The organism is Terribacillus jepli (assembly GCF_047228925.1).
Taxonomy (GTDB): domain Bacteria; phylum Bacillota; class Bacilli; order Bacillales; family Amphibacillaceae; genus Terribacillus.
Window position 1 is genome coordinate 1 of record NZ_JBFEGH010000011.1, and the last position, 25,356, is coordinate 25,356.

Consider the following 25,356-nt stretch of genomic DNA (forward strand, 5'->3'; position numbering starts at 1 on the left):
TGGGTGTCCTTCCCGCGCAGGGATTTATCACCTATACCGTAGTTTCTGGTTTCAAGAGCTAGACATCACCGAAAAGCGGAAAAAGCCGATTGTAAGCTAGACAAGCAAGGCATATTTCGTGTGAAATTGCTCATACTCAACTAGAATGGAAGAATAGTCTGAAATCAATGATGGGAAGGATTTGATTCCAATGCCAGATAAGGAATTATTAGAAAAATATGCAGAAGTCGCCTTGCGTACAGGCGTGAATATTCAAAAGGATCAGCCTCTATATATCATGGCACCGATCGATGGAGCGGAGTTTGTCCGTCTAATCGCAAAGCGTGCTTATGAGCTGGGTGCCAGTGATGTACATATCAATTGGTCTGATGATACGCTCACTCTATTGAAATATAAACATCAATCCGAAGAAGTGCTGACAGACATTCCTGATTGGATCGTTGAACGCCGCGCTTATTATATGAAAAAGGGAGCAGCTCTCCTGCAAATTCGTTCCACTGATCCTGATCTGTTGAAAGATGTCGATGGGAACAAAGTGGCACAAGCGACAAGAGCCACTGCTAAAGCATTGCAGCATCTGCGCAAGTATACGATGAATGATATCATCCCTTGGACGATCATCACCATTCCAACAGACGCCTGGGCACAAAAAATCTTCCCGGGAAAATCAGCTGAGGAAGCGACAAAGCTCCTTTGGGATTCGATTTTTAAAATTGTCCGTGTCGACCAAGAAGATCCTGTCCAAGCCTGGAAAGAACATAATGCGAAACTGCACCATGCCAGGGATGTCCTGAATGACAAACGCTACAAAAAGCTTCATTTTAAATCCGAAGGAACGGATCTTGTAATCGGCTTACCAGATGGACATATTTGGAAAGGTGGTTCATCGACGACGGAAAGTGGAACAGAATTCAACCCGAATATGCCGACGGAGGAAGTGTTCACGCTTCCGCATAAATATGACGTGGAAGGGACCGTTACAAGCAAGAAACCGTTGATTTATGACGGTAATATGATCGATAACTTCACACTTACTTTCAAGGAAGGAAAAGTTATTGATTACAAAGCAGAAGTGGGGCAGGAAACGCTCAAGCATTTACTGGATACAGACGAAGGTGCTTTGCGGCTTGGCGAGGTGGCTCTAGTACCGCATGAATCGCCGATTTCCCAATCTGGTCTTATTTTCTACAACACCTTGTATGATGAGAATGCTTCCTGCCATGTTGCTTTAGGGAAAGCTTATCCGACAACGCTTGAAGGCGGTTCTTCCATGACTGAAGAGCAATTGGATAAACATGGTGTTAATGATAGCCTGACACACACAGATTTCATGATCGGTTCAGCGGATCTTGCTATTGATGGAATTTTTGCTGATGGAACATCCGAGCCTGTTTTCCGTGACGGAAGCTGGGCAATCAAATTCGATTAAAAAATAACCCGCATTATTGGAGTGTATCCAGTAATGCGGGTTATTTTATTGTTCGAGTATAGCATGGTGCACGAGTATTGCACGGATGCCGTGATAGTCACATGCAATATCCAATTGTTCCTTGATTTCCCGGAGCCTTGGCAGCTCCTCATGCTGCTTCAGCACATCCAATACTGCTGTCTCCTGCTCCTCTGTGAAAAACTGCTTCAGATCAAGCGCCTTTCCTTCTGCATAAGCTTTGAATAAATGATTGCTCACAGTCATCGGAGTCAATTCTCGTTCTTTGGCTATCTTTTCCATCGCCATACCTTGATTGAAGGCTTCATAGCTGATCAAATGACTTGGTGTGTCCTGCTTTTCCTGCAGGAGCGGCTTTCGATTATGATCCGGCATGGATGCTGTCTGCTCATATTGCTTCAGCACCTCGAGGAACTGCTCTCCATACTGTTCCATTCGTCTTTCCCCGATTCCCTTGATACCGAGCATTTCCTCCTGAGTATGCGGCACATATCGGCATAGCTCTTTCAATGTAGCATCCGAAAAGATGACATATGGAGGGAGTCCTTCTGCTTGGGCTATGTTTTTGCGCAATTCACGTAGTTCCTGGAATAACGCTTCGTCATAATCCGCTTCGACAGTTTCCGTCGCCTTGGCGATCTGCATCATTACTTTTTTTTCGCCTTTCAGTATACGGACAGCTTCATCGGTGAGCGTCAGCACAGGGTATTTATCATCGGTTGGGGCAAGGATCATTTCGGCGGAAAGATAATGGATGAACTGTGTGATATCTTTTTCGGTACGGTTTTTCATGATACCGTACGTAGAAAGCCCTTCAAGTCCGAATTGCTTGATTCGTTTATCCTTGGATCCTTTCAATACTTTTGCAACCAAAACGGCTCCAAAGCGCTCATCCATCCGTTTGACGCAAGAAAGCACCATTTGCGCTTCACGTGTCATATCCGTCTTTTCAAATTCATTCAAGCAATTGCTGCACCTTCCGCAATCCGTAGGAACATGCGGATCCTGGAAATAGTGAAGCATGTATGTCTGCAAACAGCTTTGAGTATGGCAGTAATGGATCATTTGCTGCAGTTTCTGATACTCCGCTTGTGTGTCCGAGGCGGAATTCTCAATCAGGAATTTCAGCAGATGCACATCCTGTCCGGAAAAGAGCAGAACACAATCACTTGGTTCTCCGTCACGACCAGCCCGGCCTGCTTCCTGATAATAGGCTTCCATGTTCATCGGCAAGGCATAATGCAGCACATAGCGCACATTACTCTTATCGATACCCATTCCGAAGGCATTCGTCGCTATCATGACACTGACTTCATCTTGGATGAATGAGGCTTGCGCAGCCTGGCGCTCTGCTTCGCTCATCCCGGCATGATATTTTGCGGTCTTGACTCCTTGACGGTCCAGAAACTGGGAAAGCTGATCGACCAGCTTCCTTGTCGGGGCATAGATGATACCTGTATCTGTTTTGCGTTTATTGATGAAATCCAGGATATAGCGCTCTTTATCTGTTCCTTTCACTACTTGGAAGCGCAGATTCTCTCGAGCGAAACCGGTACGTATTGTATAGTCTTCCTGGATATCCAGCAGTTTTTGGATATCATCTGCCACCTGTGGTGTTGCAGTCGCGGTCAAAGCCATCACTGGTGGCGTTCCTGTCAGCTTATCCAAAATGGAAATGGCAGATCGGTAGCTTGGACGAAAGTCATGTCCCCATTGGGAGATACAGTGAGCCTCGTCAAAGGCAATCAAGCTTATCGAAAGGTTACGGACCATTTGTAAAAAACGAGCATTTTCCAGCCGTTCAGGAGCCACGTAAAGAAAGGAGAATGCACCTTGAGCAGCTTGCTGCATCGTCCATTCCAGTTCGGCTGCTTCCAGTGTACTGTTTATATAAGCGGCAGGTATATCCATTGCTGTCAGTGCGTCTACCTGATCCTTCATCAAGGAGATAAGAGGGGAGATGATCAGAGCAGTCCCTTGACGCATCAAGGCCGGCACTTGATAGCAAATCGATTTACCACCGCCTGTCGGCATGATCGCTAACGTATTTTCATTATTCATCACATGACCAATCACTTCGGCTTGACCTCTTCGGAAGGTATCGTAGCCATAATAATCCTTCAGTATTTGCTCCGCAGTAGCTTGCACGTTCAAAATCCTTTCCTGATTCTTGTTATGTACAGCATAACATGATTCTGTACCAATCAGCATTTTAGTCGGAAAAATAAGAAACTGCCTGTATCGATACAGGCAGTTTCTTATTTTATATTGTCGCCTCGCTGTGCGGGCGCTTCAATTCAATTTTGATTTTTTCCAGGCGATTATCCCGTACAGATTCCACGGTGAAAAGCATGTTTTCGTATTCCACGACTGTATCGGCATCTTCGTCCGGAATGGAACCAATACGACTTAGGATAAAGCCGGCAATCGTATCGAAATTCGGCACGTCGATATCTGTATCGAAGAAATCGTTGAACTCATCGATTTGCAGGGAACCGCTCGCCATATACGTATTGTCATCGATACGTGTCAGCTCTCCCTCGATTTCATCGTATTCATCGTCGATATCGCCGACAATCTCTTCAATCATATCTTCCATGGTCACAATACCAGAGAAGCCGCCATATTCATCTATCAGGATGGCGAGATGATTATGAGTCTGCTGCAATTCTTTTAGCAGGTCATCGATGTATTTGGTCTCGGGCACGAAATGTGCTTCCCGCAGTATCGTTTCCAGTCGGACTCCATCGAATCCATGCTCCCGGACTGCCTTGAAATAATCTTTTATGTTTAGGATGCCGACAATCGTATCGCTGTCTGTCTGGTAGACAGGAATTCTGGAATATTTCTGGTCCAGCAAGATATCCGCCAATTCTTCGGCAGGCGTATCAATGCTCAATGTAAATGTATCTGTCCGAGGTGTCATGATCTCACGTGCAATCTTATCATCCAAGTCGAAGACACCTTTGATCATGCCGAACTCATCCGCATTCAGTATACCTTCCTCTTGTCCGGTCTGGGCGAGAAGCTTGATCTCTTCACGGGAGACTTTCTCTGCTTCCGCATCATTTCCTACACGGGTGATTTTTACGAGGATATTTGTTGAAAAGGAAAGGAACTTTACGAACGGCATGGCGATTTTACTGATAAATAGAATCGGTGTGACAGAAAATCTGGCAATCTTCTCCGCGTTTTGAAGGGCAACCCTTTTTGGGAACAACTCACCGAATACAAGTGTTACATAAGACAGCAAGACAGTGATGACGACAACGCTGATTTGTTGTGCATAAGGGATATCTCCTAGTACACCAGCGAATCGATTTGCAAGTCCGGTAGCGGCAGAAGCACTCGAGAAGAAGCCTGCCAGCGTAATGCCTACTTGAATCGTAGCGATGAACTTACTAGGGTCAGCAATAAGCTTCTGCAGCATGGCAGCCTTCTTATCGCCTTCATCCGCTTGCTGTGCAATGCGGTTCTTATTCAGTGATACCAATGCGATCTCTGCTGCTGCAAAAAAGGCATTCAGTAATGTCAAAATACCAATCAATACGAGTTGGAGTAAAACTGGACTCCCAGGATCATCCGGACTATTCATGTATAAAATCTCTCCCTTAAAAAAATAAACGCAAAAAATGCGTTTTCATTATAAACATTATACGCTTTTTCTATGTGTAATCCAAATGGTGTGCACGTAATGTAGTATATCCTGGTAATTGGGAATTATTCCAAAGCCCGCAGCTGCTGGCGTAGCGATTTGATCTCTTTTTCCATCTCTTCCAGCTGTCTTTCCATATGGGATGCTCCAGCACCGGTTGATGCCAGTTTATCCGCATCCGCTGACACGCTTGCATATGACATCTTCAACTCGGCCAGTTTAGCTTCCAGCTCTTGTCTATTCATACCATCACCTCTACACTTAGAATAGAAAAAAGGAAGTCTATACGTCAAGCGGGAGGGGAAAGGATGCGTTTTGTACAGGAACATGATGTGAACCGTCTGCTGGCTAAAGCTGAGTCATTATTATTGGAGCATGAAGCAGAGAATAATTTGCTGTTAGGGCTGTTCGGCAGATTGGCAGAAGGTGAGGATATGGGTGCGAAGTTTGGATACGGAGAAGATGATAGGGGGATTCGCACTGTCTTCTTGCATACTAAAGGAAACCGAATCATTCTTTCTCATAACACCGTATGGAAAGACGGAGATGCTGTTGAGCTTGCCCAGCTAGTAAACGCATGGACGCCTGATCTTCCAGGAGTCATCGGACCAGAGAAACAGGCAAGGCAGTTTGCGCAAGTATGGCACAAGCTTTACGGTAAACAAATAAGGATACATATGAATCAGTTCATTTATCGGCTGGATAGAGTGACAGATGCCGGCGCAGCCAAAGGGGAGATGCGTGCAGCGAATAAGGATGATTTTACCTTGCTGCGAGATTGGCTCATACGATTTGGGAAAAGCACTGGTGAAGATATGACGGTGGAACGAGCGAGTACGGTGATTGGCAGGCTGATCGCCCAAAGGCGAATGTATGTCTGGACATTCGAAGATAAAATCGTAAGTATGGCGGGCTGCGCAAGGGAAAGCCGGAATGGAATCGTCATCAATGCAGTTTTCACACCGGAAGAACAACAGCGGAAAGGATATGCTGAAAGGTTAATGGCAGTATTATCGGCTAAGTTGCTTCATGAAGGAAAACAATTCTGCTGCCTGTTCACGAATGCAGATGATCCCGGCCCGAATAAGCTGTATCAAAAGGTAGGATACCGACATGTTGCAAAAAGCTGCGCAATCGATTTCTATTAAAAAGGATCGTCACATTGATGTGACGATCCTTTTGGTTGTTATATTTTGCCTTGGAAGGCAGCAAGTTCGTTGTAGAATTTGTCGAATGTCGGAATATCCATTTGCTGACCTGCATCGGACAATGCAACAGCTGGGTTCGGATGCACTTCAGCCATGACACCATCTGCACCGACAGCCAATGCAGCTTTCGCGCATGGAAGCATGATATCTTTTCGTCCAGTGGAATGTGTCACGTCGACCATGACAGGAAGATGTGTTTCCTGTTTCAAAATCGGTACAGCGGAAATATCAAGTGTATTCCGTGTCGCTGTTTCATAAGTGCGGATACCGCGTTCGCAAAGGATGATTTGGCCATTTCCTTCGGAGTGGATGTACTCAGCGGCTGCGATGAATTCTGCAATCGTACCAGACAAGGCACGTTTGAGCAGGATTGGTTTGTTCGTACGGCCCGCTTCTTTCAGTAATTCGAAGTTCTGGGCATTACGCGCACCGATCTGAATGACATCGACAAAATCCAGCGCTTTTTCGATATCTTGCGGAGACACGATTTCACTGATGACGGCCAAATCGTATTCATCCGCTGCACGTTTCAGGATTTCCAAGCCTTCCACACCAAGTCCTTGGAAATCATAAGGGGATGTACGCGGCTTGAAAGCACCTCCGCGAAGCAGCTTAAGACCTTTGTCTTTCAAAGATTCCGCTACCGCTGCTACTTGATCATAGCTTTCCACCGAACATGGTCCGAAGACAAAGCTTGCTTTGCCGGTACCGACTTTTTCACCTTTTAGGTCGATAACCGTATCTTCGTTTTTATAAGCACGGGAGACAAGCATCGGGCGCTTGCTGGCAGCTTCTTCTTCTTTCGTCTTAGCCTTCATCACAGCATTGAAGATAGTATCCAACGTGGATTCTCCGAGGACACCAGTTTCATTCTGGGCCTTCAGTTCTGCCAACAGCAGTTTTTCGGACTGGCTGCGCTCACTCTCAGGAAGATCCTTCAGCTGCTGCTTAAGGCTTGCCTGTTCGTTCAACAATTTCAACAGCTCGAAATGTGTTTGTTCATACTGCTTCTTAAGCTCCAAAACATTTGTAGTCTGCATAAATAGATCCTCCTTATAAGTTTTAATGCCCCTGCTAACCTTCAATAGCCCATTCAGCCGGTATCAGTTATCTTGTAAGGGAGAATTCCCGGATCCCGGGGAATCCCTTGCAAACCGCCGCCGCCCTGAGACGGGTTATGGAAGGAACACAACATCAACATCGTTATCCGAAATAAATACAATGTTGAAAATATTATCCCTATACTACATGCTTTTATAAATAAATACAAATGAAAGCTTCAAAGTATGCAGAAAAAAGGACGATAGTACCTATTACCCCTTGATTGCTGCTTTGACTTATTTTTGATGTAATCTTTATATTTTTTTTACATTTACAACAGGCTGCTGATCTTTTCGGCGCTTGATGACAAAATCGGTCAATGTGAATAAGAATACGAGCAAAAATAGAAAACTGGACATTTGGAAAAGGGAAGAAGTCGAAACAAATTGATGCAGGATGCCAAGGATGACAGCACTCAGTCCAATGCCAAAATCGATAGATGAATAGTACATACCATTGGCAATACCACTTCTTTCAACATCCGTCTTGGATATTGTCCACGCTTGCAAGGCAGGGATCATGGAACCATAACCAATACCGAATAAAGCACCGGAGATGATGAAATACCAGTTTGCCGATGCAATGCTGAGTATCCACATAGCCAGAAAAGCAATGAGGGAACAGCCCATGATCAAAAGCCAAGGTCCCTTGGCATCGAACAGACGCCCTGTGAATGGTCGAGATACTGTAGCACATAAAGCATTGGCTAAATAGAATAGGAATGTTCCGGTAAGATGCTGTTCCTCCCCAAAAAGGACAAGATAAGTAACGATGGAACCGTACCCGAATGATGTCAGGAATGTGATGAATACCGGATAGGAACTTTTCTTTTCGATCAATGATTGGAAAAATGAGAACTTCGGTGGTTCGGCTTGGTTCCGTGATAGTGCTTCAGGCTCTGCATAACGCGTCATCGACAGGAATAGGAAAGCGATCATGCCAAGCAAAATAGAAACAAATACGAGTGTCTGGAAGTTATAATTTTGATAAAGGAAAATACCGATACTTGGCGCAATGATCATACCAATTGTGATCGAAAGACCAAAATAGCCCATGCCTTCTCCTACACGTCGCCTCGGTACAAGATCAACTGCGGCTGTACCGTTCGTTGTTGTGCTCCATCCCCAAGCTGCCCCATGCAGGAAGCGGAAAATCAGCAGAAGTGTGACGATTTGTGTAAAAGGGTAAAGGATCGTACAGACGAGCAAAAGGAAAGAGCCGATGAGAATCGGCATTTTCCTCTTTTTCGTCAGCAGGATATGGCCGATGAACGGCCTGATCAGAATGGCTGCGATTGAGAATGACGTCGTCACCAATCCCACTTGAAGACTGCTGCCGCCGATAGAGGCAATATAAGGCGGCAGATTCGGCAGCAGCATCTGGAAGCTCATAAAAGTAAAAAGGTTGCCAAGCAGCAGGAAAACAAAGGCTTTCGTCCATAAAGGAGGCATATTGTTTACCATCATGCTCCTCCTATTCTGCCTGTATTCCAGCAGCTGATTTTTTCTTCATCCTATAATCGACCCATTCCCGGTAAAAGTGTGAAATGATCACTTTGCATACCGCATAAAACGGAATGACGAACAAAAGGCCGAGGAAGCCGGCAATATTACCCGCAGCCAATATCAGTGTGATGACTGTCAGTGGATGGATGCTCAACACTTTGCCCATGACATTCGGGGAAATGAGATTTCCCTCTATTTGCTGGGCAATCAGCATGACGATAGCCGCCAGGATAGCTAATTTCGGCTCTTGGAAAAAAGCGACCAGGATAGCTGGTACTGCTGCCAGATATGGTCCAAGAAATGGTATGACATTGAAAACAAGCCCGATGACAGCGAGCGTAAATGCATAATTCAGGTCGATAATCACATATCCGATGAATAGCATTGTGCCGACACACACTGATACGATGAACTGCCCCTGAATAAAGGAGGCCAGCGTATGATTGACGTCTTCCATCAGTTTTTTCACATTGACGCCTTTTTTCTTATCGAAAAATTTTGTTACGAATGGAATTAATTTATCCCCATCTTTGAGCATAAAGAACAAGAAGAAGGGAATTAAGACCAGTGAGAGCATGAAGTTGACCAGGCTGGAAATGAAATTAACGAGATAACCTGGTATGTCTGACAGACTGGACTGCAAGTTTTTCGCATAACTCTGGATGGATTCCTCCACTTGATCCGGCAGGGCAGAATGATTTTCTTCCCAATAATCCACGATGGATGTGATTTCATTCGTTATTCCCGGGATATTATTCACCAAGGCCCGATATTGATTCTGCACGATTGGAGCAGCGAATTGGAATACGATATAAACCAAACCAATCAATAGCAGGAATATCGTCAGGATGGCCACCCATTTCGGAAAACGAATCTTCTCTAGGAGCCGGACGAGGGGTTTAGTAATATAGAATAGAAGACCGGCCGCGATCATCGGAAATGCAATCGCACTTAAGTATGTGGCAAGAGGCCGGAAAATGAAGTCCGCTTTCGAAATCAACAAAATCAGGGTGAAAGTCAGGACAGCGGCCACAAGGCCTTGAAACCATTTTTTCTGAGTCAACTTAAATCAGTACCTTTCCAGTTATTGATATAGCTTAGCATAGCACAGCCGGACTGCGGCGTAACCCTTTCCCCAAGTTTTTATTAAATTTCCAGTAAGATGGGGATTCCGCGCCATTTCGCGATATAATGTGGTAATATCTCACTATACCTTATTTTTTCAGGAGGAAAGCACATGGCATGGCAAGATACATATGAAAAATGGAATTCTTTTATAGGACTTGATCCTAAATATAAAGAGGAACTGGCAAAAATCGCTGATGATGAAGAAGCTTTGGAAGATGCTTTCTATAAAGAATTGACATTTGGCACCGGCGGTATGCGCGGAGTGCTTGGAGCAGGGACGAACCGCATGAACATCTATACCGTCCGCAAGGCAGTAGAAGGATTGGCGGTATATCTAGAAAAGAATATGAACGATTACAAAGAACGCGGTGTCGCTGTTGCCTATGATTCCCGCTACATGTCTGCCGAGTTTGCAGATGAAACTGCGCGTGTTCTCGGAGCACATGGAATCCGCGCGCATGTTTTCGAATCACTTCGCCCGACTCCGTTACTATCATTTGCGGTGCGTCATTTGAATGCCGCTGCTGGTATCATGATCACAGCAAGTCATAATCCGCCTGAATATAACGGATTCAAAGTCTATAATGAAGACGGTGGCCAGATCCCGCCGGCACAGGCAGAAGCAATCATAGCAGAAATTGCCAAAGTCGAAGATGAATTGGCAGTGGAAGTGGCAAAACTGGAGACAATCCGTGCGAATGGGCTGCTGCATTCCATTGGGGAAGATGTAGACAGTGCTTACCTCAAAGAATTAAAGACAATTTCAAACATGTCCGTTTCTGCGAAAGAGCAGCTGGACAAGCTTCAAATCGTTTTCACGCCGCTGCATGGTACATCGCATGATCTTGTCCTGCGCGGTTTGGACCAGCTTGGCTTCCAGCATGTGCACGTGGTAAAAGAGCAGGCACAGCCAGATCCGGAGTTCTCGACTGTTGAATCGCCGAATCCAGAAGAGCATCAAGCCTTTACACTTGCAATGGAGCAAGGAAAAGAAATCGGAGCAGACGTACTGATCGGGACTGATCCGGATGCAGACCGCCTGGGGGTTGCTGTACAGGACGGAAAGGGTGCTTATCAAGTACTGACAGGGAACCAGCTCGGTACCTTGATGCTCGATTATGTACTGACAAATGCTTCAGAAGATGACCTTCGCAACGGAAAGCTTGTGAAGACCATCGTGACGACCGAAATGGGCCGCGCAGTGGCAGCGTCCTATGGCGTGGATACGATTGACACACTTACCGGGTTCAAATATATCGGTGAGAAAATCAAGCAATTCGAAACGACTGACGAGAAATTCCTCTTCGGTTATGAAGAGAGTTATGGTTATTTGATCGGTGATTTCGTACGTGATAAAGACGCCGTACAAGCTGCCATGATTGCCTGTGAAATGGCTGCTCATTGGCGCGCCCAAGGCAAGACTTTGCTTGAAGCATTGCATGTGCTCTATGAAAAGCATGGCTACTTCCTGGAGGATCTTCATTCCATCACATTGAAAGGGAAAGACGGTGCAGCGAAGATCGCATCGATGATGGATGCAGTCCGTGCAGATACACCACAGGAACTTGGGGGCTTGAAGGTGATTGCGGCAGAGGATTATTCCGCACAAACCCGCCGGGATCTTGAATCTGGATCTGAAGAGAAGCTGACACTTCCTCAGGAAAACGTCATCAAGCTATTCCTCGAAAAGGATAGCTGGGTATGTCTTCGACCATCGGGAACAGAACCGAAAATCAAAAGTTACTATGGTGTCAGCAGTGCAAGCTACGAAAGCAGCCTAGAGCTATTGGAGAAATTGAAAGCAGATCTGGGCAAGTACTTGCAATAAAATGTTGACATTGTTCTGATATTCAACTAGACTGAATGTGTGATAAGCGCAATTTGCTTTTAAAGGGGAGTAGCTACACAATAAAGTCGTCATTCCGAGAGAAATCTCCGGCTTTATTGGCAACTCAGACGTTGTTAGCGAGACCTTTACCATCTTGGTAAAGGTCTCGCTTTTTTTTGATAAAAAGTGTTACGTCTTTACTAAGAAGGGGTATGATTGCAAAGAATATCGCATACTACACTTAAAGGAGCGTAACTACATGGATGCACAATTACTTTTTGAGTATGGCTGGGTTCTCATCGTCCTTGTCGGACTGGAAGGTATTCTTGCCGCGGATAACGCATTAGTACTTGCAATCATGGTAAGGCATTTGCCTGAAGAACAACGTAAAAAAGCACTTTTCTATGGATTGATGGGGGCATTTGTTCTCCGCTTCGCATCCCTATTCGTCATTTCCTTCCTTGTTGATGTATGGCAAGTACAGGCGATCGGTGCGGCGTATCTATTGTTCATATCCATAAAGAACCTGTACGATAAGTTCAGTTCCAAGAATAATGATGTAGCAAATAAGAAACCGAAAAAAGAAAGTGGTTTCTGGATGACTGTCTTGAAAGTCGAGCTTGCTGACCTTGCTTTTGCAGTCGATTCCATCCTTGCAGCGGTAGCACTTGCTGTCGCACTTCCACCGACTGGCTGGGGGGAAGTTGGAAGCTTGGATACTGGTCAGTTCGCCGTCGTCCTTGCAGGCGGTATGATCGGTATCATCATCATGCGTTTTGCAGCAAATATCTTCGTTGATCTACTCCATACGCGACCTGCTCTTGAAGTGGCAGCTTTCGTTATCGTCGGATGGGTAGGGGTAAAGCTTGTCGTAAGTACACTTTCCCACGAGGCACTTGGCATCTTGCCGCATGACTTCGCACATTCGACACTATGGAAGCTTATCTTCTATGGAGTGCTTGTTGCAATTGCAGTAATCGGCTGGATTGTATCCGGCAAAAACAAAGTGGAGCATAAGAAAGACGATTCCGCTGAGGGAACCGAATAAATGTTGAAGAGGCTGGGACAAAAGTGTTTCAGCTAGATGAAAACCCGAACTATTACGTAAATCTAAAACAATGATTTGCGTAGGTTCGGGTTTTTTGAAGATAATGTATATTAGTGAATCCCCGCAGCGGTACTTTTCCACGAAGAGGCTGGCCTGAGGCAGTGCCCGTGGTAAGCGGAAATCAGGAGTTGTTCGTTTTAGCACTAGCATTCTTGTTATGTGCTTACCTCTTTTTTGAACAGACATTTTGTTTTTCCTGCTTAGAAGCGTTAAAATAGATAGCATAAAGATAGCAGAAGGGAACGAATACGATGTCAGAACATCATTTTCATTTAGCCGCAGCCTGGCCGGGAGGAAGGAATAGCTCTGGTACAATCGAAGCAGGTAATCTGAAGACAGAGATCAGTATTCCGCCGGAAATGGGTGGTCCTGGCATCGGTACGAATCCGGATGAGATGCTGCTCGGTGCGGCAGCTACTTGCTATATCATCACTTTGGCAGCCATGATTGAACGAGCTCACTTACCGCTAACGTCCATGAAATTGGAGTCGGAAGGTATCGTTGATGAAACGAACGGTGTGATCACGTATAAGAGAATCATCCATCGACCGACGGTATATTTGAAACATGACGCGACGGAGAAGCAATTCAAGATGCTGGAGAAGCTGGCCACAAAGGCGGAAGAAAGCTGTATGATCACAAGGGCGATAAAAGGAAATGTGGAAGTCAGCTTGGAAGCGGACTTGAACATCGAGAAGAACGCTTAATAATTTTGTAGGATAAAGGACGGAAAGCGTATGAATAGTGAACGTGCGATGCATATTCTGAAAGAAAACGGCTTTAAACAGACAAAGCAGCGCGAAAAATTACTGGATATTTTCCAGAAGCGATCCCAGTATTCCGCGGTGACCGATCTTTGGAAAGAATTTCGAGAGGACTTTCCAAGCGCAAGTTATGATACTGTGTACAGGAATTTATATACGATGGCAGAGCTTGGCATCCTGGAAATGACAACAATAGATGGAGATAAGCATTTCCGTTTCCACTGCAATATTGAAGGCCATCATCATCATTTCATCTGCAAGCAATGCGGCATTACAAAAGCAATCGATGTCTGCCCGATAGCAGACGTGCAAACAGTACTGCCGGGTGGCTATACAATAGAAAACCATAACTTTGAGGTGTATGGCATATGTCCTGCCTGTCAATAATTGATTGATAGGCAGTATTTTTTTGTGAACGGAACGTAATAATTACTGTTTACAAATAGTAATGGTTACGATATAATCTCGATTAGAGCTTATATGTAACGGGAGGAAATCATTTTGAAGAAATCATTATTTTTAATCAGTACAGCCCTGCTTGTCGTTCTGCTTGCAGCCTGTTCGGACAGCGGGAGTCAAAGTAGTACCGAAAATGGGAAAATGAAGATCTATACGACAATATATCCGATTCAATACTTTGCAGAAAGAATCGGCGGAGATCAAGTAGAGGTGGAATCCGTGCTGCCAGCTGGTAGTGATGCACATAACTTCGAACCGACATCGAATCAGATGGTTGACATCGCTAAATCAGATGCTTTCCTGTATTCGAGTGATGAGCTGGAAACGTATGCCGGGACGATTGCAGATGCTGTCGGTGACGAGGATGTAAAAATTGCACAGCTTGCAGATGGTATTGATTTGCTTCCTTTCGATGAAGAGCATGACCATAGCCACGAAGCAACTGAAGAGGAGCATGATCATAATCACGATGAAGCAGCCGAAGAGGAACATGATCATGACCATGGCAGTGTAGATCCGCATTACTGGCTTGATCCAGAACGTGCAAAACAGATGGCAGAGAATATGAAGAATACGCTTGTGGAACTCGATCCTGATAACGAAACGCTATACGAAGACAATTACAAGGCAGTTTCGGAAGAATTGGATGAGTTGGATCAGAAATTCCAGCAAGCAGTGGAAGGAAAAGAAAACAAGAAAATCATCGTCTCCCATGCTGCTTATGGATATTGGGAAGACCGTTACGGTATCGAACAAATTGCCATAACTGGTTTATCACCTACAAATGAACCTTCCCAGCAGGAACTAGAGGGAATCATCCATACTGCAGAAGATAACAAACTGAACTATGTGTTGTTTGAACAGAATATTTCACCGAAGGTAGCGACTATCGTTCAAGATGAAATTGGAGCAGATGTACTCAGAATCCATAACTTGGAGACGATTACCGAGGATGAAATCGATGCTGGTGAAGATTATTTCAGTCTGATGGACAAGAATATTGAAACGTTGGAGCAAGCTTTGGCAAACGAATAAACTAGGCATGTGCATGAAAGGCTGTCGAGACAACTCGACAGCCTTTCATTTTCCTTTATGTTTCGTGAATATTCTAATTTTAAGATATACTGTAGAGGTACATATGTTTTTGGAGGGGAAAGCAATGAAAAAATTCGAAGAACAGCTGCGTCAATTCGCCAAACTGGCTATCCAGACGGGCGTTAATTTGCAAAAGGGACAAGGACTGATGCTATTTGCGCCAATAGAAGCAGTGCGTTTCGCCCGGATGGTTTCTGAAGAGGCGTATAAAGCAGGTGCAAAAGATGTACATACTGAATGGTTGGATGATGAGCTGGCTGTCCAGCGTTATATGTATGCTCCACTTGAATTTTTAGAGAATGTGCCTGCCTGGAAGTTCCATGCGCGCAACGAAATGGTCAAGGATAATTATGCAGTTTTAAATATCCTGGGAGAGAATCCAGATCTATTGGAAAGGGTGGATGGAACCAAAGTTGCAGCTTTTATGAAATCTTCCGGAAAAGGTCTGACACCTTATCGGGACTATATGATGAAAGATAAAATGCAATGGTCGATTGTAGCTTATCCGACGGTAGCTTGGTCCAAGAAGGTGTTCCCTGACAAATCGATCGAAAAAGCACAGGAGTCCCTGATGGAAGAAATCCTGCGCATCAGTCGGGTTACCGGGAATGAAGATCCAAATGCCGCTTGGAAGGCGCATAATAAACAGCTTCACTTAGCCGCTGATTATATGAACAAGCAACAGTTCTCCAAATTGATTTATAAAGCAAAGGGGACTGATTTAACCATCGAGCTGCCGAAAGGCCATATTTGGAGCGGCGGTTCAGGTCCGACAGAAGCAGGCGTCGAATTCAACGCTAATATCCCTACTGAGGAAGTATTTACGATGCCGCATAAGGATGGGGTGAATGGAACGGTATCCAGCACCTTGCCTTACAATTTCAATGGACAGCTGATCGAGAACTTCCAGCTGACATTCAAGGATGGCGAAGTAGTGGACTACAAAGCGGAAAAAGGAGAAAAGGCGCTGAAAAATCTGCTGGAGGCTGATCCAGGCTCTAAACGGCTTGGTGAAGTGGCATTGGTTCCGCATAAGTCGCCGGTATCACAATCAGGTTTGATTTTTTATAATACACTTTTTGATGAAAATGCATCTTGCCACCTTGCATTAGGGAAGGCGTATCCGACTTGTATTGCGGGCGGCAATGATATGACTGCTGCACAGCTTGAGGCAGCAGGTGTGAATGACAGCATCATGCACGAAGATTTCATGATTGGTTCTGCTGATCTCGATATCGATGGTGTAAAAGAAGACGGCACTACCGTTGCGGTCTTCCGGCAAGGAGCATGGGCACTCGAGTTCAACTGATCAAACCAACTGGAGAATTGAATCCAGCCTTTGGCTGTTCCTGGCTTCCTCATAAGAAGCAAAGGGGCAGCCTTTTTGCCGTATGCGCTCAGGTACAGTGTAAATGGTGAAGTCATCCAGTGTGAGACTGGCGTTAACTTCCTCCCAAAATAATGGAGCGCTGACGGTACCGCTTGTACGTTTACGGGCGGTGTAAGGAACCGGTAACGTTTTCCCCTTTCCGAACTGGACATAGTCGATATACAGGCGCTCATGACGATTCTTTTTCATTCTTTCGATTGTAAACAGGTCAGGATGCTGTTGGACGAGTAATCTTGCCAGTGCTTCTGTGAAAGTGCCTGCTTGTTCATAACTGAGTTGATTTTTCGGCAATGGAATATACAGCTGCAGTCCTTTACTGCCGGAAGTCTTGATGAATGCAGTCAGCTGCATCTGATCTAACCAGTTTTTAAGCAATTTTGCAGCCTTAATTGCCAAAGGAAGTGCATCTTCCGCCGGCGGATCAAGGTCGATGGCGATTTCTCGTGGTGAGTCACTGCCGATTTGATGAAAAGGTGCATGGAATTCAATGCTCCCATGGTTGGCAAACCAGATTAGTGTCTGCAGATCCGGACATTGCAGCGCCTTCGTATCAGGAATGAAGGATGGCGCATAATCGGGTCTGTGTTTCTGATAGAAGAACTCTGCCTCGATTCCATCTGGGCAACGGATGATCGTCATTTCCCGGTTTATCATATGGGGCAGCATGAATGGTGCAACTGTCCGGATGTAAAGCAGATAACGTAACTTATCTATTTGTGCCTTTTGCCAGTAAAGCTTATCCAGCTTGCTTAATTCAACCGTTTCCGGAAACTGGGCCAAATCTATGACTGCTTGCTGTGTCGTACAGTCAGATGCTGCTGCAGTAGGTGATAAACTATGGAATCTCGGTTCACGCAGTTCCTCGTCGGCTTGGCCAAGGCAATTGATTTTGGCACAAACTGCCGGCGGGAGAATCAGGAGGTTATTGGCCGATTTTCCGTTTTCTCTGAAGAAAGCAGTAAGTGTATTCCGCTCTGCATCTTCCATCCCGTGCTTACACTTCCCGATTGGTACGAATTGACCGCCCTCATCAGCCAACTGGGCATGGAAATAATCATTTTCCTTATCGTACGCTGTCAGCACTGCTGTGATCGTACGCCAATTCTTTATTTTGTACCAGTCATGATGCTGTTTGCCAGCCTTATAGGTACTGTCTGCCCGCTTAGCGATGATGCCCTCACCTTGATGCAGGATGACAGATTCCAATAGTACTCGGGGCTCTGCATGATAGTCCACGTATTTTATCGCTGCCGGATGATCCTCCAATGAATGGATGAGCTCCTGCAATGCTTGTTTGCGGGAAGTAAGTCGCCGTTTTTCTTGTTTTTTGCCAGCATCGATAAGCAAATCGAAAGCCATCAGCACAACAGGGCGTGCAGCTGCAATCGTTCTGATACGATCAGCCGATTTCAATCGTCCGCGAGTTTGAAGCAGACCAAAGTCACCACTTAATGCATTTTTTGGAACGATCAATTCCCCATCGATGGAGAAAGGAATATGTGGATCCAATACATGTTTCTGCTGTTCGCAGTAAGTGACGATCTCCGGGAATTGGGTGGTTAAATCAATGCCATTCTTGCTTGTCAGCATCACACTATCCTTGGTAACGTTCAGGACAGCCCGGAAACCGTCATATTTCACTTCATATATCCATTCTTTCCCGACAGGATAGGTATCCCGATAAATCGGTTTCATCACTTGCATTGACATTCCCTCCTTTCTTTCTAGTTTGAGAGCATCATGCCGGAATTAAACATTGGATAGACGTACAAACTAGGCAAAAAGGAGTGAACAGCCGATGCATACGATGTGGAAGGGAACAATCAGCTTTGGGCTTGTGAATATTCCCGTGAAAATGCATGCTGCCACGGAAAATAAAGATGTGAAGCTGCGGCAGCTGCATAAAGAGTGCAACACACCGGTCAAATATGAAAAAGTATGTCCGCATTGCGAGAAGGAATTGCAGACAGAAGATATTGTCAAAGCTTATGAGTACACGAAAAATAAATTTGTCGTACTGGATCAGGAAGAACTGCAAGCTTTGCAGAAGGAGCAGGAAGACAAAGCAGTGGAAATCGTTGATTTTGTCAGCTTGGAGGAAATTGATCCTATTTATTTCGAGCGCTGCTATTATTTGTCTCCAAATGAAGGTGGTACAAAAGCATACAGTTTATTGCGAAAAGCACTGGAGGAGACGGGTAAAATCGGTGTTGCCTCGATGATCATCCGTTCCAAGCAGCAGCTCGCCGTCATCCGCGTGTATCAGAATGTACTGGTCGTTGAGACGATCCATTATCCGGATGAGGTACGGAGTGTAGCCGATGTGCCGAACATCCCAGCGGAGGACAGCACTAATGAAAAAGAGCTCAACACAGCCAAGCTGCTCATTGAACAGCTGACAGCTACATTTGATCCAGGGAAATATAATGATGAATATCGCGAAGCCTTGCTCGATCTCATACAGGCAAAACGCGATCATGAAGACGTTCATATCCCGACCGAGAAGAAACAGCCGAGCAATGTTACCAATCTGATGGATGCCTTGCAGGCATCGTTGGATAAAGCGAAAAAAGATAAGCCGGCAGCGAAGAAGACGACAAAGAGAAAAACTTCGACACGGGCGAAAAAGAAGCCAGAAGCTGGATAATCCTGCCCGTCACTTTACACATGTATTTCGTATATGACAGTCCTTTGACAGCCTGCTAACAAGTGGATGAAGAAAGGACGTAAGCTATGGCGTTTCTGCTTTTTGCTCCTTACTATGGAAGAATACATCCTTCAGAAGGAAGCGATAGTATGGAACGCGATGCCTATTTTGACAATGCAAGATTGCTTATGATTGCCTTTGTCGTCTTCGGACATTTGATACAGCCATATCAGGACATGTTGTTCCTGCAAGTGAGCTATACTTGGATATATACTTTTCATATGCCTGTTTTCATCTTCCTGGCTGGCTTTTTTGCCAAGGGAGCCGGTAAGAGAGCTGCCATTGAAAAACTGGCGAAAAAGCTGCTTTTACCATTTATATTTTTCCAAGTCATTTACACGATTTACTACTATACCATCGGAAAAGAGGATTGGTTGGAGTCCATCCTTGTACCGCAGTGGGCTCTATGGTTTTTGTTGAGCTTGTTCTGCTGGCATATGCTGCTTATTCCATTCAAGAAGATCAAGCCTTCACTGGGTATTCCGCTTGCTGTCTTTGTCGGTTTACTAGCTGGATATTGTAATGAGGTCGGAGCAGCATTAAGCCTGTCCCGGACATTCGTGTTCTTTCCGTTTTTCCTGATTGGCTATTGGGTGACTAAAGAACAGCTGAGTGTGCTGCGACGCCTGCCGATTCGGATAGTGGGGGGAGTATTGATCCTGATGGCGGTCTTCTTGCTATATATGTACCCTGATATCCCGGCAGATTGGCTTTTTGGATCGAAATCCTATGCTATGCTCGGCGTTGGCGAGAGTGGTGGAGTGATCCGTTTGCTGGTTTATCTCTTCTCGGGGCTCATGATGCTAAGTATTTTGGCGCTAGTGCCCGGCAAGGAGATGCCTTTTACAAAGTATGGGCAGCGGACATTGTATGTTTATCTATTGCACGGATTTTTCATCCAGTGGATTCGAGTGGACGATTTATTCGAAGTAAGCAATAGTCTCGATATATTAGGACTAGTGATAGTCACCTTCGGCATTGTACTAATCCTCTCCCAGCGCTGGATGCTGCGGTTATGGAAACCATTGATTGAGTTGAAAAGCCCATAAAAAAACCGCACAGGTTATAACCTGTGCGGCTCTTTTAAATTGGGCGTGCGTCGCGGAATTGTTTCGGCGTCATCGACGTATAGAATTTGAATTGAGCAGTAAAGTAACTTTGGTTGCAGAAATTGAATTTCTTTGCCAAGTCAGCAATGGATTGGTTTGTATGAAGTAGGAAATATTTGGATTCCTCAATCTTCTTCTGGTTGATGAACTGAACGGTGGATACGCCGACTTCTTTCTTGAATAGATGGGAAAGATAGCTTGGGTTCACGTTGCAATGGGAACTGATCGCCTGTAAGCTCAGATCCTCCAGGATGTGTGATTGGATGTACGCAATAGCTTCATTGATGATGTTGGAGTATTGAGTAGCTCGGCTTTTGTTCAATCCTTCGATGAAACGGACAAGCATATCATATTCCAAGTCGGTAAGCTCCTGCTCTGTCTGGCAATTCTCGATTTCCAGCATGTAAGTCATATTCAGACTGGAAGCTACTTCCTGGGAAGCGCCGCCCCTAAGGATGGCACGCGTGTATAACGTACAGATGCTGATCAATTGGTTTTTGGCGGATCGTAACGGTTGAAAGGCATACTTCGGGCGTTCAGAAGTGGAAAGGCTTTCAATTATCGATATTGCCCCGTTCAGATCTCCATCCTGTACAGCATCCATTAGCTGGTTCTCAAGCAGGTAGGAAGGGTACAAAAACTGTTTGTTTGACTTCATATCTTCACTGGAACGTTTCTCAGGCAGAACAGCATTTTTAGATATGGTAGACATACTATACCTCCGTTAAGGAATATTGGTTTTATCATCAGTCTTATATATCAATATTGTAAGCGTTTTCCGAGAAAAAATAAACTGTTTTAATAAAAAATATTTATAAAACATTTAATTTAACAGTTTTCGACAAGTTGGCAGGTTAATAGACAAGCAAGAGAAAGACTAGCTATAATGGGAATAGCAAGAAAGAAGGCAATTGTCTGAAAAAAAGAGGTGTGCACATGCGTGTCAGATCCACCCGGCGTATTCTGGCTATTGTTTGGATGGTCATACGGTTCATGGTGCAGATATATTGGTTTTATTTGCTGCATAGCCGTGTGTGGGATGAACAGGATAAACAAGAATGGGAAGCATTGCTTACAAAGCAGGCAAGGGAGTATCGGAAGACGGCGGAAAAGAAGGGCGGATTACTGGTCAAATTGGGACAGTTTCTCAGTTCACGTGCAGATTTACTGCCAAAAGTGTTCATCCGGGAAATGGAAGGTCTTGTAGATAAAGTAAAGCCAATGCCGTTTACATACTCGGAAGCAATTTTACGGGAGGAACTTGGCGGCTATTATGAGACGGAAATCAAGGACCTGAACCCGCAGCCGATTGCTTCTGCTTCTATCGGCGACGTATATGAGGCGCGTCTGAAGAACGGAAAGAAAATAGCTGTAAAAGTGCAGCGTCATAACGTCAGACAGATTTTTCACATGGATTTCAAATCACTTCGGATCATTTTCTTCCTGCTTCGCAAGTTCACCAGTATCGGAAAAAAATCGGATTTGAAGGCATTATATGCCGAAGTGGTGACAATCATCAGCAGGGAATTGGACTTTCGGAAAGAACTGGAGCATGCGGATTATTTCAGGAAACGCTACAAAGGGAATCCGGATATCAAAATGCCAAATTATTATCCAGAGCTCTGCACCGGGAGAGTGCTGGTGATGGACTGGGTGGATGGCAGGAAGGTAACGGACACGGATTTTCTCGATGCACAGAAGATTCCTCGTGAGCAAGTGGCCAGAGCACTTTTTCAGTTCTTCTCCGATCAGTTTCTCAACAGCGGAATGTTTCATGCCGATCCCCACGCGGGCAATATCATGGTACAGCCGGATGGAAAGATCGTATTGCTCGACTTCGGTATGGTCGGTGAGATCAAAGCAACAGACACCGACTATTTAAGGGAGGCTATCCAAGGGATTGTTCTGGATGACTATGAAGCAGTGATCCAGGCACTCTATAAAATGGAATTCCTGCTCCCATCCGCAGATTCGGGGAAGATGAAGCGAATCATCCGGAAGACGGTGGATTTATACAAAGGCGGACAGCTTGATGTGGGAGACACGGACTCATTCCTTCAATTGATGGAAGAGCTGCAGGTGATCGTGAAAGAACAGCCGATCCAGCTGCCGGCCGATTTCGCTTTCCTTGGCCGGGCAGTATCCCTGGCGATTGGTTTGGTAGCTATCATTTATCCACAGGCAGATTTGGTCGAATGGGGGAAGCCTGTCATCCTCCGCTGGATGAGGGGATCGAAAAAACATAGTTCCATCTATACTGGTATACTCACAAATTCCTTCCGGCCCTTCTTATCCATGCCGAGGGCAGTCGTCGATTGGCTCACGGACGGAGAGAAGCAGCGGAACTGGGAGCGGGATAGGCAAAAGAACCAGCTGCTGCATCAATTTTACTTCTTTTATACGGTGCTGCTGCTCGCCCTGACAGCGGGTTCTGCATACACTGGCATCCATGGAATCATCCAGCATACATTATGGTTGATCCTCGTCGGATTCATACTGACGTTCATATTTTTTGGATTAGGCTTAATTCTATTCATCAAGCATGTTCTGATGCTTAGATCCATAAATAAGACTAGGAGGTTATGAAAATGGCAGATTTATTACGTAAAGGATTTCTTTTAGGTGTTGGTGCTGCTTTGGCCGGGAAAGAGAAATTGGATGCAAAACTGAAAGAACTCGTGGCAAAGGGAGAGATTACACCGCAGCAAGCGAAGGATTTGGTTCAGCGTTTTGTGGAAAAGGGAGAAGCGAAATCCAATGAGTGGAGCGAGAAAAACCAAGGGAATATGCAAAAAAAAGCGAGTGATCTAGGACTTGCGACAAAAGCAGATGTTGATGCCCTGAAGCAGCGAATCAGTCATTTGGAGCTTCGGCTGCAAAATAAGGAAGATTAATGGATTATGCGTTAAATGATTAATTTGTCGTGAATATTTCGAAAATTTGTTGTCAAGCTTTCCATTCTCATTTAGAATGATGGAAGAGGCTATAATCAGAGGAGGTAATTAGCAATGATCAGCTTTTTATCTTTTGTCGACCAAGTGGAACAAGAATTGAAACGCCCTTCCACAGCCACGGAATATGATTTTCTGCAATGGATGCATGAACAATATGTCGCCGAACAATCGGATATACTAAAGCAAGCGCAGTAACAGAACAAAGACCCGCCAGAGTTGGCGGGCTTTTTTTATTTAATTGGCAAGGAGGAGCGTTTATATATGATCAAGAAGCTTCCATGATGTACTAGAGGAAGAAGTAACATGACGACTGATGAATAAATAGACGAGTATTTGGAAGATTTCTGTTTGTAGTACTTTTAGATGACGGAGAGCCGGCTATAGGGCCGGCTTTTTCTTTGAAAGCGTCGACAACATTTGCTAGTTGTCACGAGCTTTTCTATGTTCTATCAATCTGATAGTAAAAAATGATGAAAGCTGACGGAATTTGTGAAACTCTGTGTGAATTTCAGGCATTTTACTGACTGCCGATCCCTTTGTATTCCCAATATATTAACCCTAAATAACTGGTAAAATAGGGTAAATAGAAAAAGAAGGAGGTGAGGAAATGGATCGTACTATATTTTCTGAATCAAGTACATTTCCGGAGCTGTTAGACACATTTCATGCAAGCATGAAATTAGAAAAGAAGAATGCTGCTGAAAATATGTTGCGAGAAATCCAGAAGCAACGAAAAAGTATTCATGATTCCAACCTATTGATCAAATCTGATTTGATGGAAATTAGGTTCTTTTTGTTTGCTGGGGAGCAGAAGCGAGCTGAAACGATGTTTGTTGAATTTGAGAAGTCCCAAAAAGAGTTAAATGATGAAAATGCTTTTTATTATCATTGCTTCAAGGGCCAGCTATTCTACGAAAAGGGCCATCTTCAACAAGCAATCATTGCATATGAAAAGGCTGCGGAATATATGGAGGAACTTTCGAATATTGCGGAGAAACCCGACTTTTATTATAAGCTGGCCAACGCGTACTATCATGCCTATATCACTGCTCTTTCTGTTATCAACGCAACCTTAGCCATCCAGGAAGCCCGTGAGCAGAAACAAGGTTATGTACTTGCTAAAAGTAAACTGCTGCAAGGGTTGAATTACTTGGAATGGAAGGACTATGAGGGAGCTGAAGCGCTTTTGCAAGAAGCCTTGTCATATCGCCAGCAGGATACCGGCAGCGAATTTAATCTGGTGCATATGATAAATCATAATCTAGGCTTGGTTTATTTAAGACAAGGATTGCCGGAAGCGGCTACTAATTACTTTAAAAGAGCGATCGAGGATCCAGATAGCGGCCATTACATGAAAAGTCTTTATTACCTGGCCGAAGCTTTATTTTACGCTGGCCGGAATAAAGAAGCATTACGCTACTTTGATATAGGGTTCTCTATTAGCAAGCAGGAAAATAACGAGCTTTATAAATGGATTTTTGCCATGCTGCATAAAGAGTTCGTCGATAAAAGCAGTTTTGAAGGAGTGTGGCAGCAAGGAATTGAATATTTCATTACAATAAATGACAATTTTAATGTAAAATATTATTCAGAGAGGTTCGCAGAATACTTCTTCCGGGAAGGCGAACACGAAAAAGCCAGCTATTATTATAGATTGGCCATAAAATAAAAGGAGTGGGGAAAATGAAGAAGAAAATCTTTGTTAGCACACTACTGGCGGCGATATTTGTAGGAGGTTTTTTCGGTTTACAAGATAGCGAGCAGCATCATGCTGAAAGACAAGGCGTCACTCCTAGTTCAAGTTATTTCGATCAAATATAAAAAAACTGTCCGACGCCAGGATGACTGTATTTTATGGCCAACACGCCAAGTGTTGGTTTTCTTTATGTAAATCTTGT

At 44.7% G+C, this 25,356-nt stretch carries 23 protein-coding genes; 15 read left to right on the forward strand and 8 right to left on the reverse strand.

Annotation, left to right across the window (positions count from 1 at the left end; genetic code table 11):
• Positions 1-190: 190 nt before the first annotated feature.
• The gene (locus AB1K91_RS12710; RefSeq protein WP_413090236.1) at positions 191-1,429 is read left to right on the forward strand and encodes an aminopeptidase; all 1,239 of its coding nucleotides are present in this window, start codon (positions 191-193) and stop codon (positions 1,427-1,429) included.
• A 45-nt stretch (positions 1,430-1,474) separates the two neighbouring features.
• Here AB1K91_RS12710 and recQ read toward each other — a convergent pair whose 3' ends face one another.
• The 3 genes from recQ to AB1K91_RS12725 all read right to left on the reverse strand — a co-directional run bounded on the left by recQ (position 1,475) and on the right by AB1K91_RS12725 (position 5,347).
• On the reverse strand, positions 1,475-3,595 hold the full coding sequence (recQ, locus tag AB1K91_RS12715) for a DNA helicase RecQ (RefSeq protein ID WP_413090238.1): 2,121 nt from the start codon (positions 3,593-3,595) through the stop codon (positions 1,475-1,477).
• 115 nt (positions 3,596-3,710) lie between these two features.
• Positions 3,711-5,042 carry a hemolysin family protein gene (locus AB1K91_RS12720; RefSeq protein WP_413090240.1) on the reverse strand — a complete coding sequence of 444 codons (1,332 nt, stop codon included), beginning with the start codon at positions 5,040-5,042 and terminating at the stop codon, positions 3,711-3,713.
• A 125-nt stretch (positions 5,043-5,167) separates the two neighbouring features.
• Complete coding sequence (locus tag AB1K91_RS12725) at positions 5,168-5,347, reverse strand: SE1832 family protein (protein ID WP_093725024.1); 180 nt, start codon at positions 5,345-5,347, stop codon at positions 5,168-5,170.
• Positions 5,348-5,410: 63 nt separating this feature from the next.
• On the opposite strand from AB1K91_RS12725, the gene AB1K91_RS12730 reads away from it, so the two are divergent.
• Positions 5,411-6,250: a GNAT family N-acetyltransferase gene (locus AB1K91_RS12730; protein ID WP_413090243.1), complete on the forward strand. Its 840-nt coding sequence runs from the start codon at positions 5,411-5,413 to the stop codon at positions 6,248-6,250.
• A gap of 38 nt (positions 6,251-6,288) precedes the next feature.
• Here AB1K91_RS12730 and AB1K91_RS12735 read toward each other — a convergent pair whose 3' ends face one another.
• From AB1K91_RS12735 to AB1K91_RS12745, 3 genes are all read right to left on the reverse strand, one after another.
• Complete coding sequence (locus AB1K91_RS12735; protein WP_413090245.1) at positions 6,289-7,350, reverse strand: bifunctional 3-deoxy-7-phosphoheptulonate synthase/chorismate mutase; 1,062 nt, start codon at positions 7,348-7,350, stop codon at positions 6,289-6,291.
• A 315-nt stretch (positions 7,351-7,665) separates the two neighbouring features.
• Positions 7,666-8,877 (reverse strand): MFS transporter, encoded by a 1,212-nt coding sequence (locus AB1K91_RS12740; protein ID WP_413090247.1) that lies wholly within the window; start codon positions 8,875-8,877, stop codon positions 7,666-7,668.
• Positions 8,878-8,884: 7 nt separating this feature from the next.
• Complete coding sequence (locus tag AB1K91_RS12745) at positions 8,885-9,979, reverse strand: AI-2E family transporter (protein WP_413090249.1); 1,095 nt, start codon at positions 9,977-9,979, stop codon at positions 8,885-8,887.
• 174 nt (positions 9,980-10,153) lie between these two features.
• On the opposite strand from AB1K91_RS12745, the gene AB1K91_RS12750 reads away from it, so the two are divergent.
• The 6 genes from AB1K91_RS12750 to AB1K91_RS12775 all read left to right on the forward strand — a co-directional run bounded on the left by AB1K91_RS12750 (position 10,154) and on the right by AB1K91_RS12775 (position 16,607).
• Entirely contained in the window at positions 10,154-11,872 is a 1,719-nt protein-coding gene (locus tag AB1K91_RS12750; protein WP_413090251.1) for a phospho-sugar mutase, read from the forward strand.
• A gap of 259 nt (positions 11,873-12,131) precedes the next feature.
• Complete coding sequence (locus AB1K91_RS12755; protein ID WP_413090253.1) at positions 12,132-12,920, forward strand: TerC family protein; 789 nt, start codon at positions 12,132-12,134, stop codon at positions 12,918-12,920.
• A gap of 311 nt (positions 12,921-13,231) precedes the next feature.
• On the forward strand, positions 13,232-13,687 hold the full coding sequence (locus tag AB1K91_RS12760) for an OsmC family protein (protein ID WP_413090255.1): 456 nt from the start codon (positions 13,232-13,234) through the stop codon (positions 13,685-13,687).
• Between the two features lie 30 nt (positions 13,688-13,717).
• Positions 13,718-14,131: a Fur family transcriptional regulator gene (locus AB1K91_RS12765; RefSeq protein ID WP_093725040.1), complete on the forward strand. Its 414-nt coding sequence runs from the start codon at positions 13,718-13,720 to the stop codon at positions 14,129-14,131.
• A gap of 114 nt (positions 14,132-14,245) precedes the next feature.
• Entirely contained in the window at positions 14,246-15,238 is a 993-nt protein-coding gene (locus AB1K91_RS12770; protein WP_413090258.1) for a metal ABC transporter solute-binding protein, Zn/Mn family, read from the forward strand.
• 124 nt (positions 15,239-15,362) lie between these two features.
• Positions 15,363-16,607, forward strand: coding sequence for an aminopeptidase (locus AB1K91_RS12775; protein WP_413090260.1), 1,245 nt, complete (start codon positions 15,363-15,365; stop codon positions 16,605-16,607).
• Here the strand turns inward: AB1K91_RS12775 and ligD are convergent, their stop codons facing one another.
• Positions 16,608-18,392 (reverse strand): DNA ligase D, encoded by a 1,785-nt coding sequence (ligD, locus tag AB1K91_RS12780; RefSeq protein ID WP_413090262.1) that lies wholly within the window; start codon positions 18,390-18,392, stop codon positions 16,608-16,610.
• Positions 18,393-18,486: 94 nt separating this feature from the next.
• Here ligD and ku point away from each other — a divergent pair, with 94 nt between their 5' ends.
• Entirely contained in the window at positions 18,487-19,335 is an 849-nt protein-coding gene (ku, locus tag AB1K91_RS12785; protein WP_413090264.1) for a non-homologous end joining protein Ku, read from the forward strand.
• Between the two features lie 149 nt (positions 19,336-19,484).
• Positions 19,485-20,444, forward strand: a complete 960-nt coding sequence (locus AB1K91_RS12790; RefSeq protein WP_413090266.1) for an acyltransferase family protein — start codon at positions 19,485-19,487, stop codon at positions 20,442-20,444.
• Between the two features lie 34 nt (positions 20,445-20,478).
• Here the strand turns inward: AB1K91_RS12790 and AB1K91_RS12795 are convergent, their stop codons facing one another.
• Positions 20,479-21,216: a helix-turn-helix domain-containing protein gene (locus AB1K91_RS12795; RefSeq protein ID WP_413090268.1), complete on the reverse strand. Its 738-nt coding sequence runs from the start codon at positions 21,214-21,216 to the stop codon at positions 20,479-20,481.
• A 224-nt stretch (positions 21,217-21,440) separates the two neighbouring features.
• Here AB1K91_RS12795 and AB1K91_RS12800 point away from each other — a divergent pair, with 224 nt between their 5' ends.
• From AB1K91_RS12800 to AB1K91_RS12820, 5 genes are all read left to right on the forward strand, one after another.
• Complete coding sequence (locus tag AB1K91_RS12800) at positions 21,441-23,090, forward strand: ABC1 kinase family protein (protein WP_413090270.1); 1,650 nt, start codon at positions 21,441-21,443, stop codon at positions 23,088-23,090.
• A 2-nt stretch (positions 23,091-23,092) separates the two neighbouring features.
• Positions 23,093-23,398: a phasin family protein gene (locus AB1K91_RS12805; protein ID WP_093725054.1), complete on the forward strand. Its 306-nt coding sequence runs from the start codon at positions 23,093-23,095 to the stop codon at positions 23,396-23,398.
• A gap of 114 nt (positions 23,399-23,512) precedes the next feature.
• On the forward strand, positions 23,513-23,653 hold the full coding sequence (locus AB1K91_RS12810) for a hypothetical protein (RefSeq protein WP_413090272.1): 141 nt from the start codon (positions 23,513-23,515) through the stop codon (positions 23,651-23,653).
• 412 nt (positions 23,654-24,065) lie between these two features.
• Entirely contained in the window at positions 24,066-25,127 is a 1,062-nt protein-coding gene (locus AB1K91_RS12815) for a tetratricopeptide repeat protein (RefSeq protein WP_413090274.1), read from the forward strand.
• A gap of 14 nt (positions 25,128-25,141) precedes the next feature.
• Complete coding sequence (locus AB1K91_RS12820) at positions 25,142-25,279, forward strand: hypothetical protein (RefSeq protein WP_413090276.1); 138 nt, start codon at positions 25,142-25,144, stop codon at positions 25,277-25,279.
• The last annotated feature ends 77 nt before the right edge of the window (positions 25,280-25,356 follow it).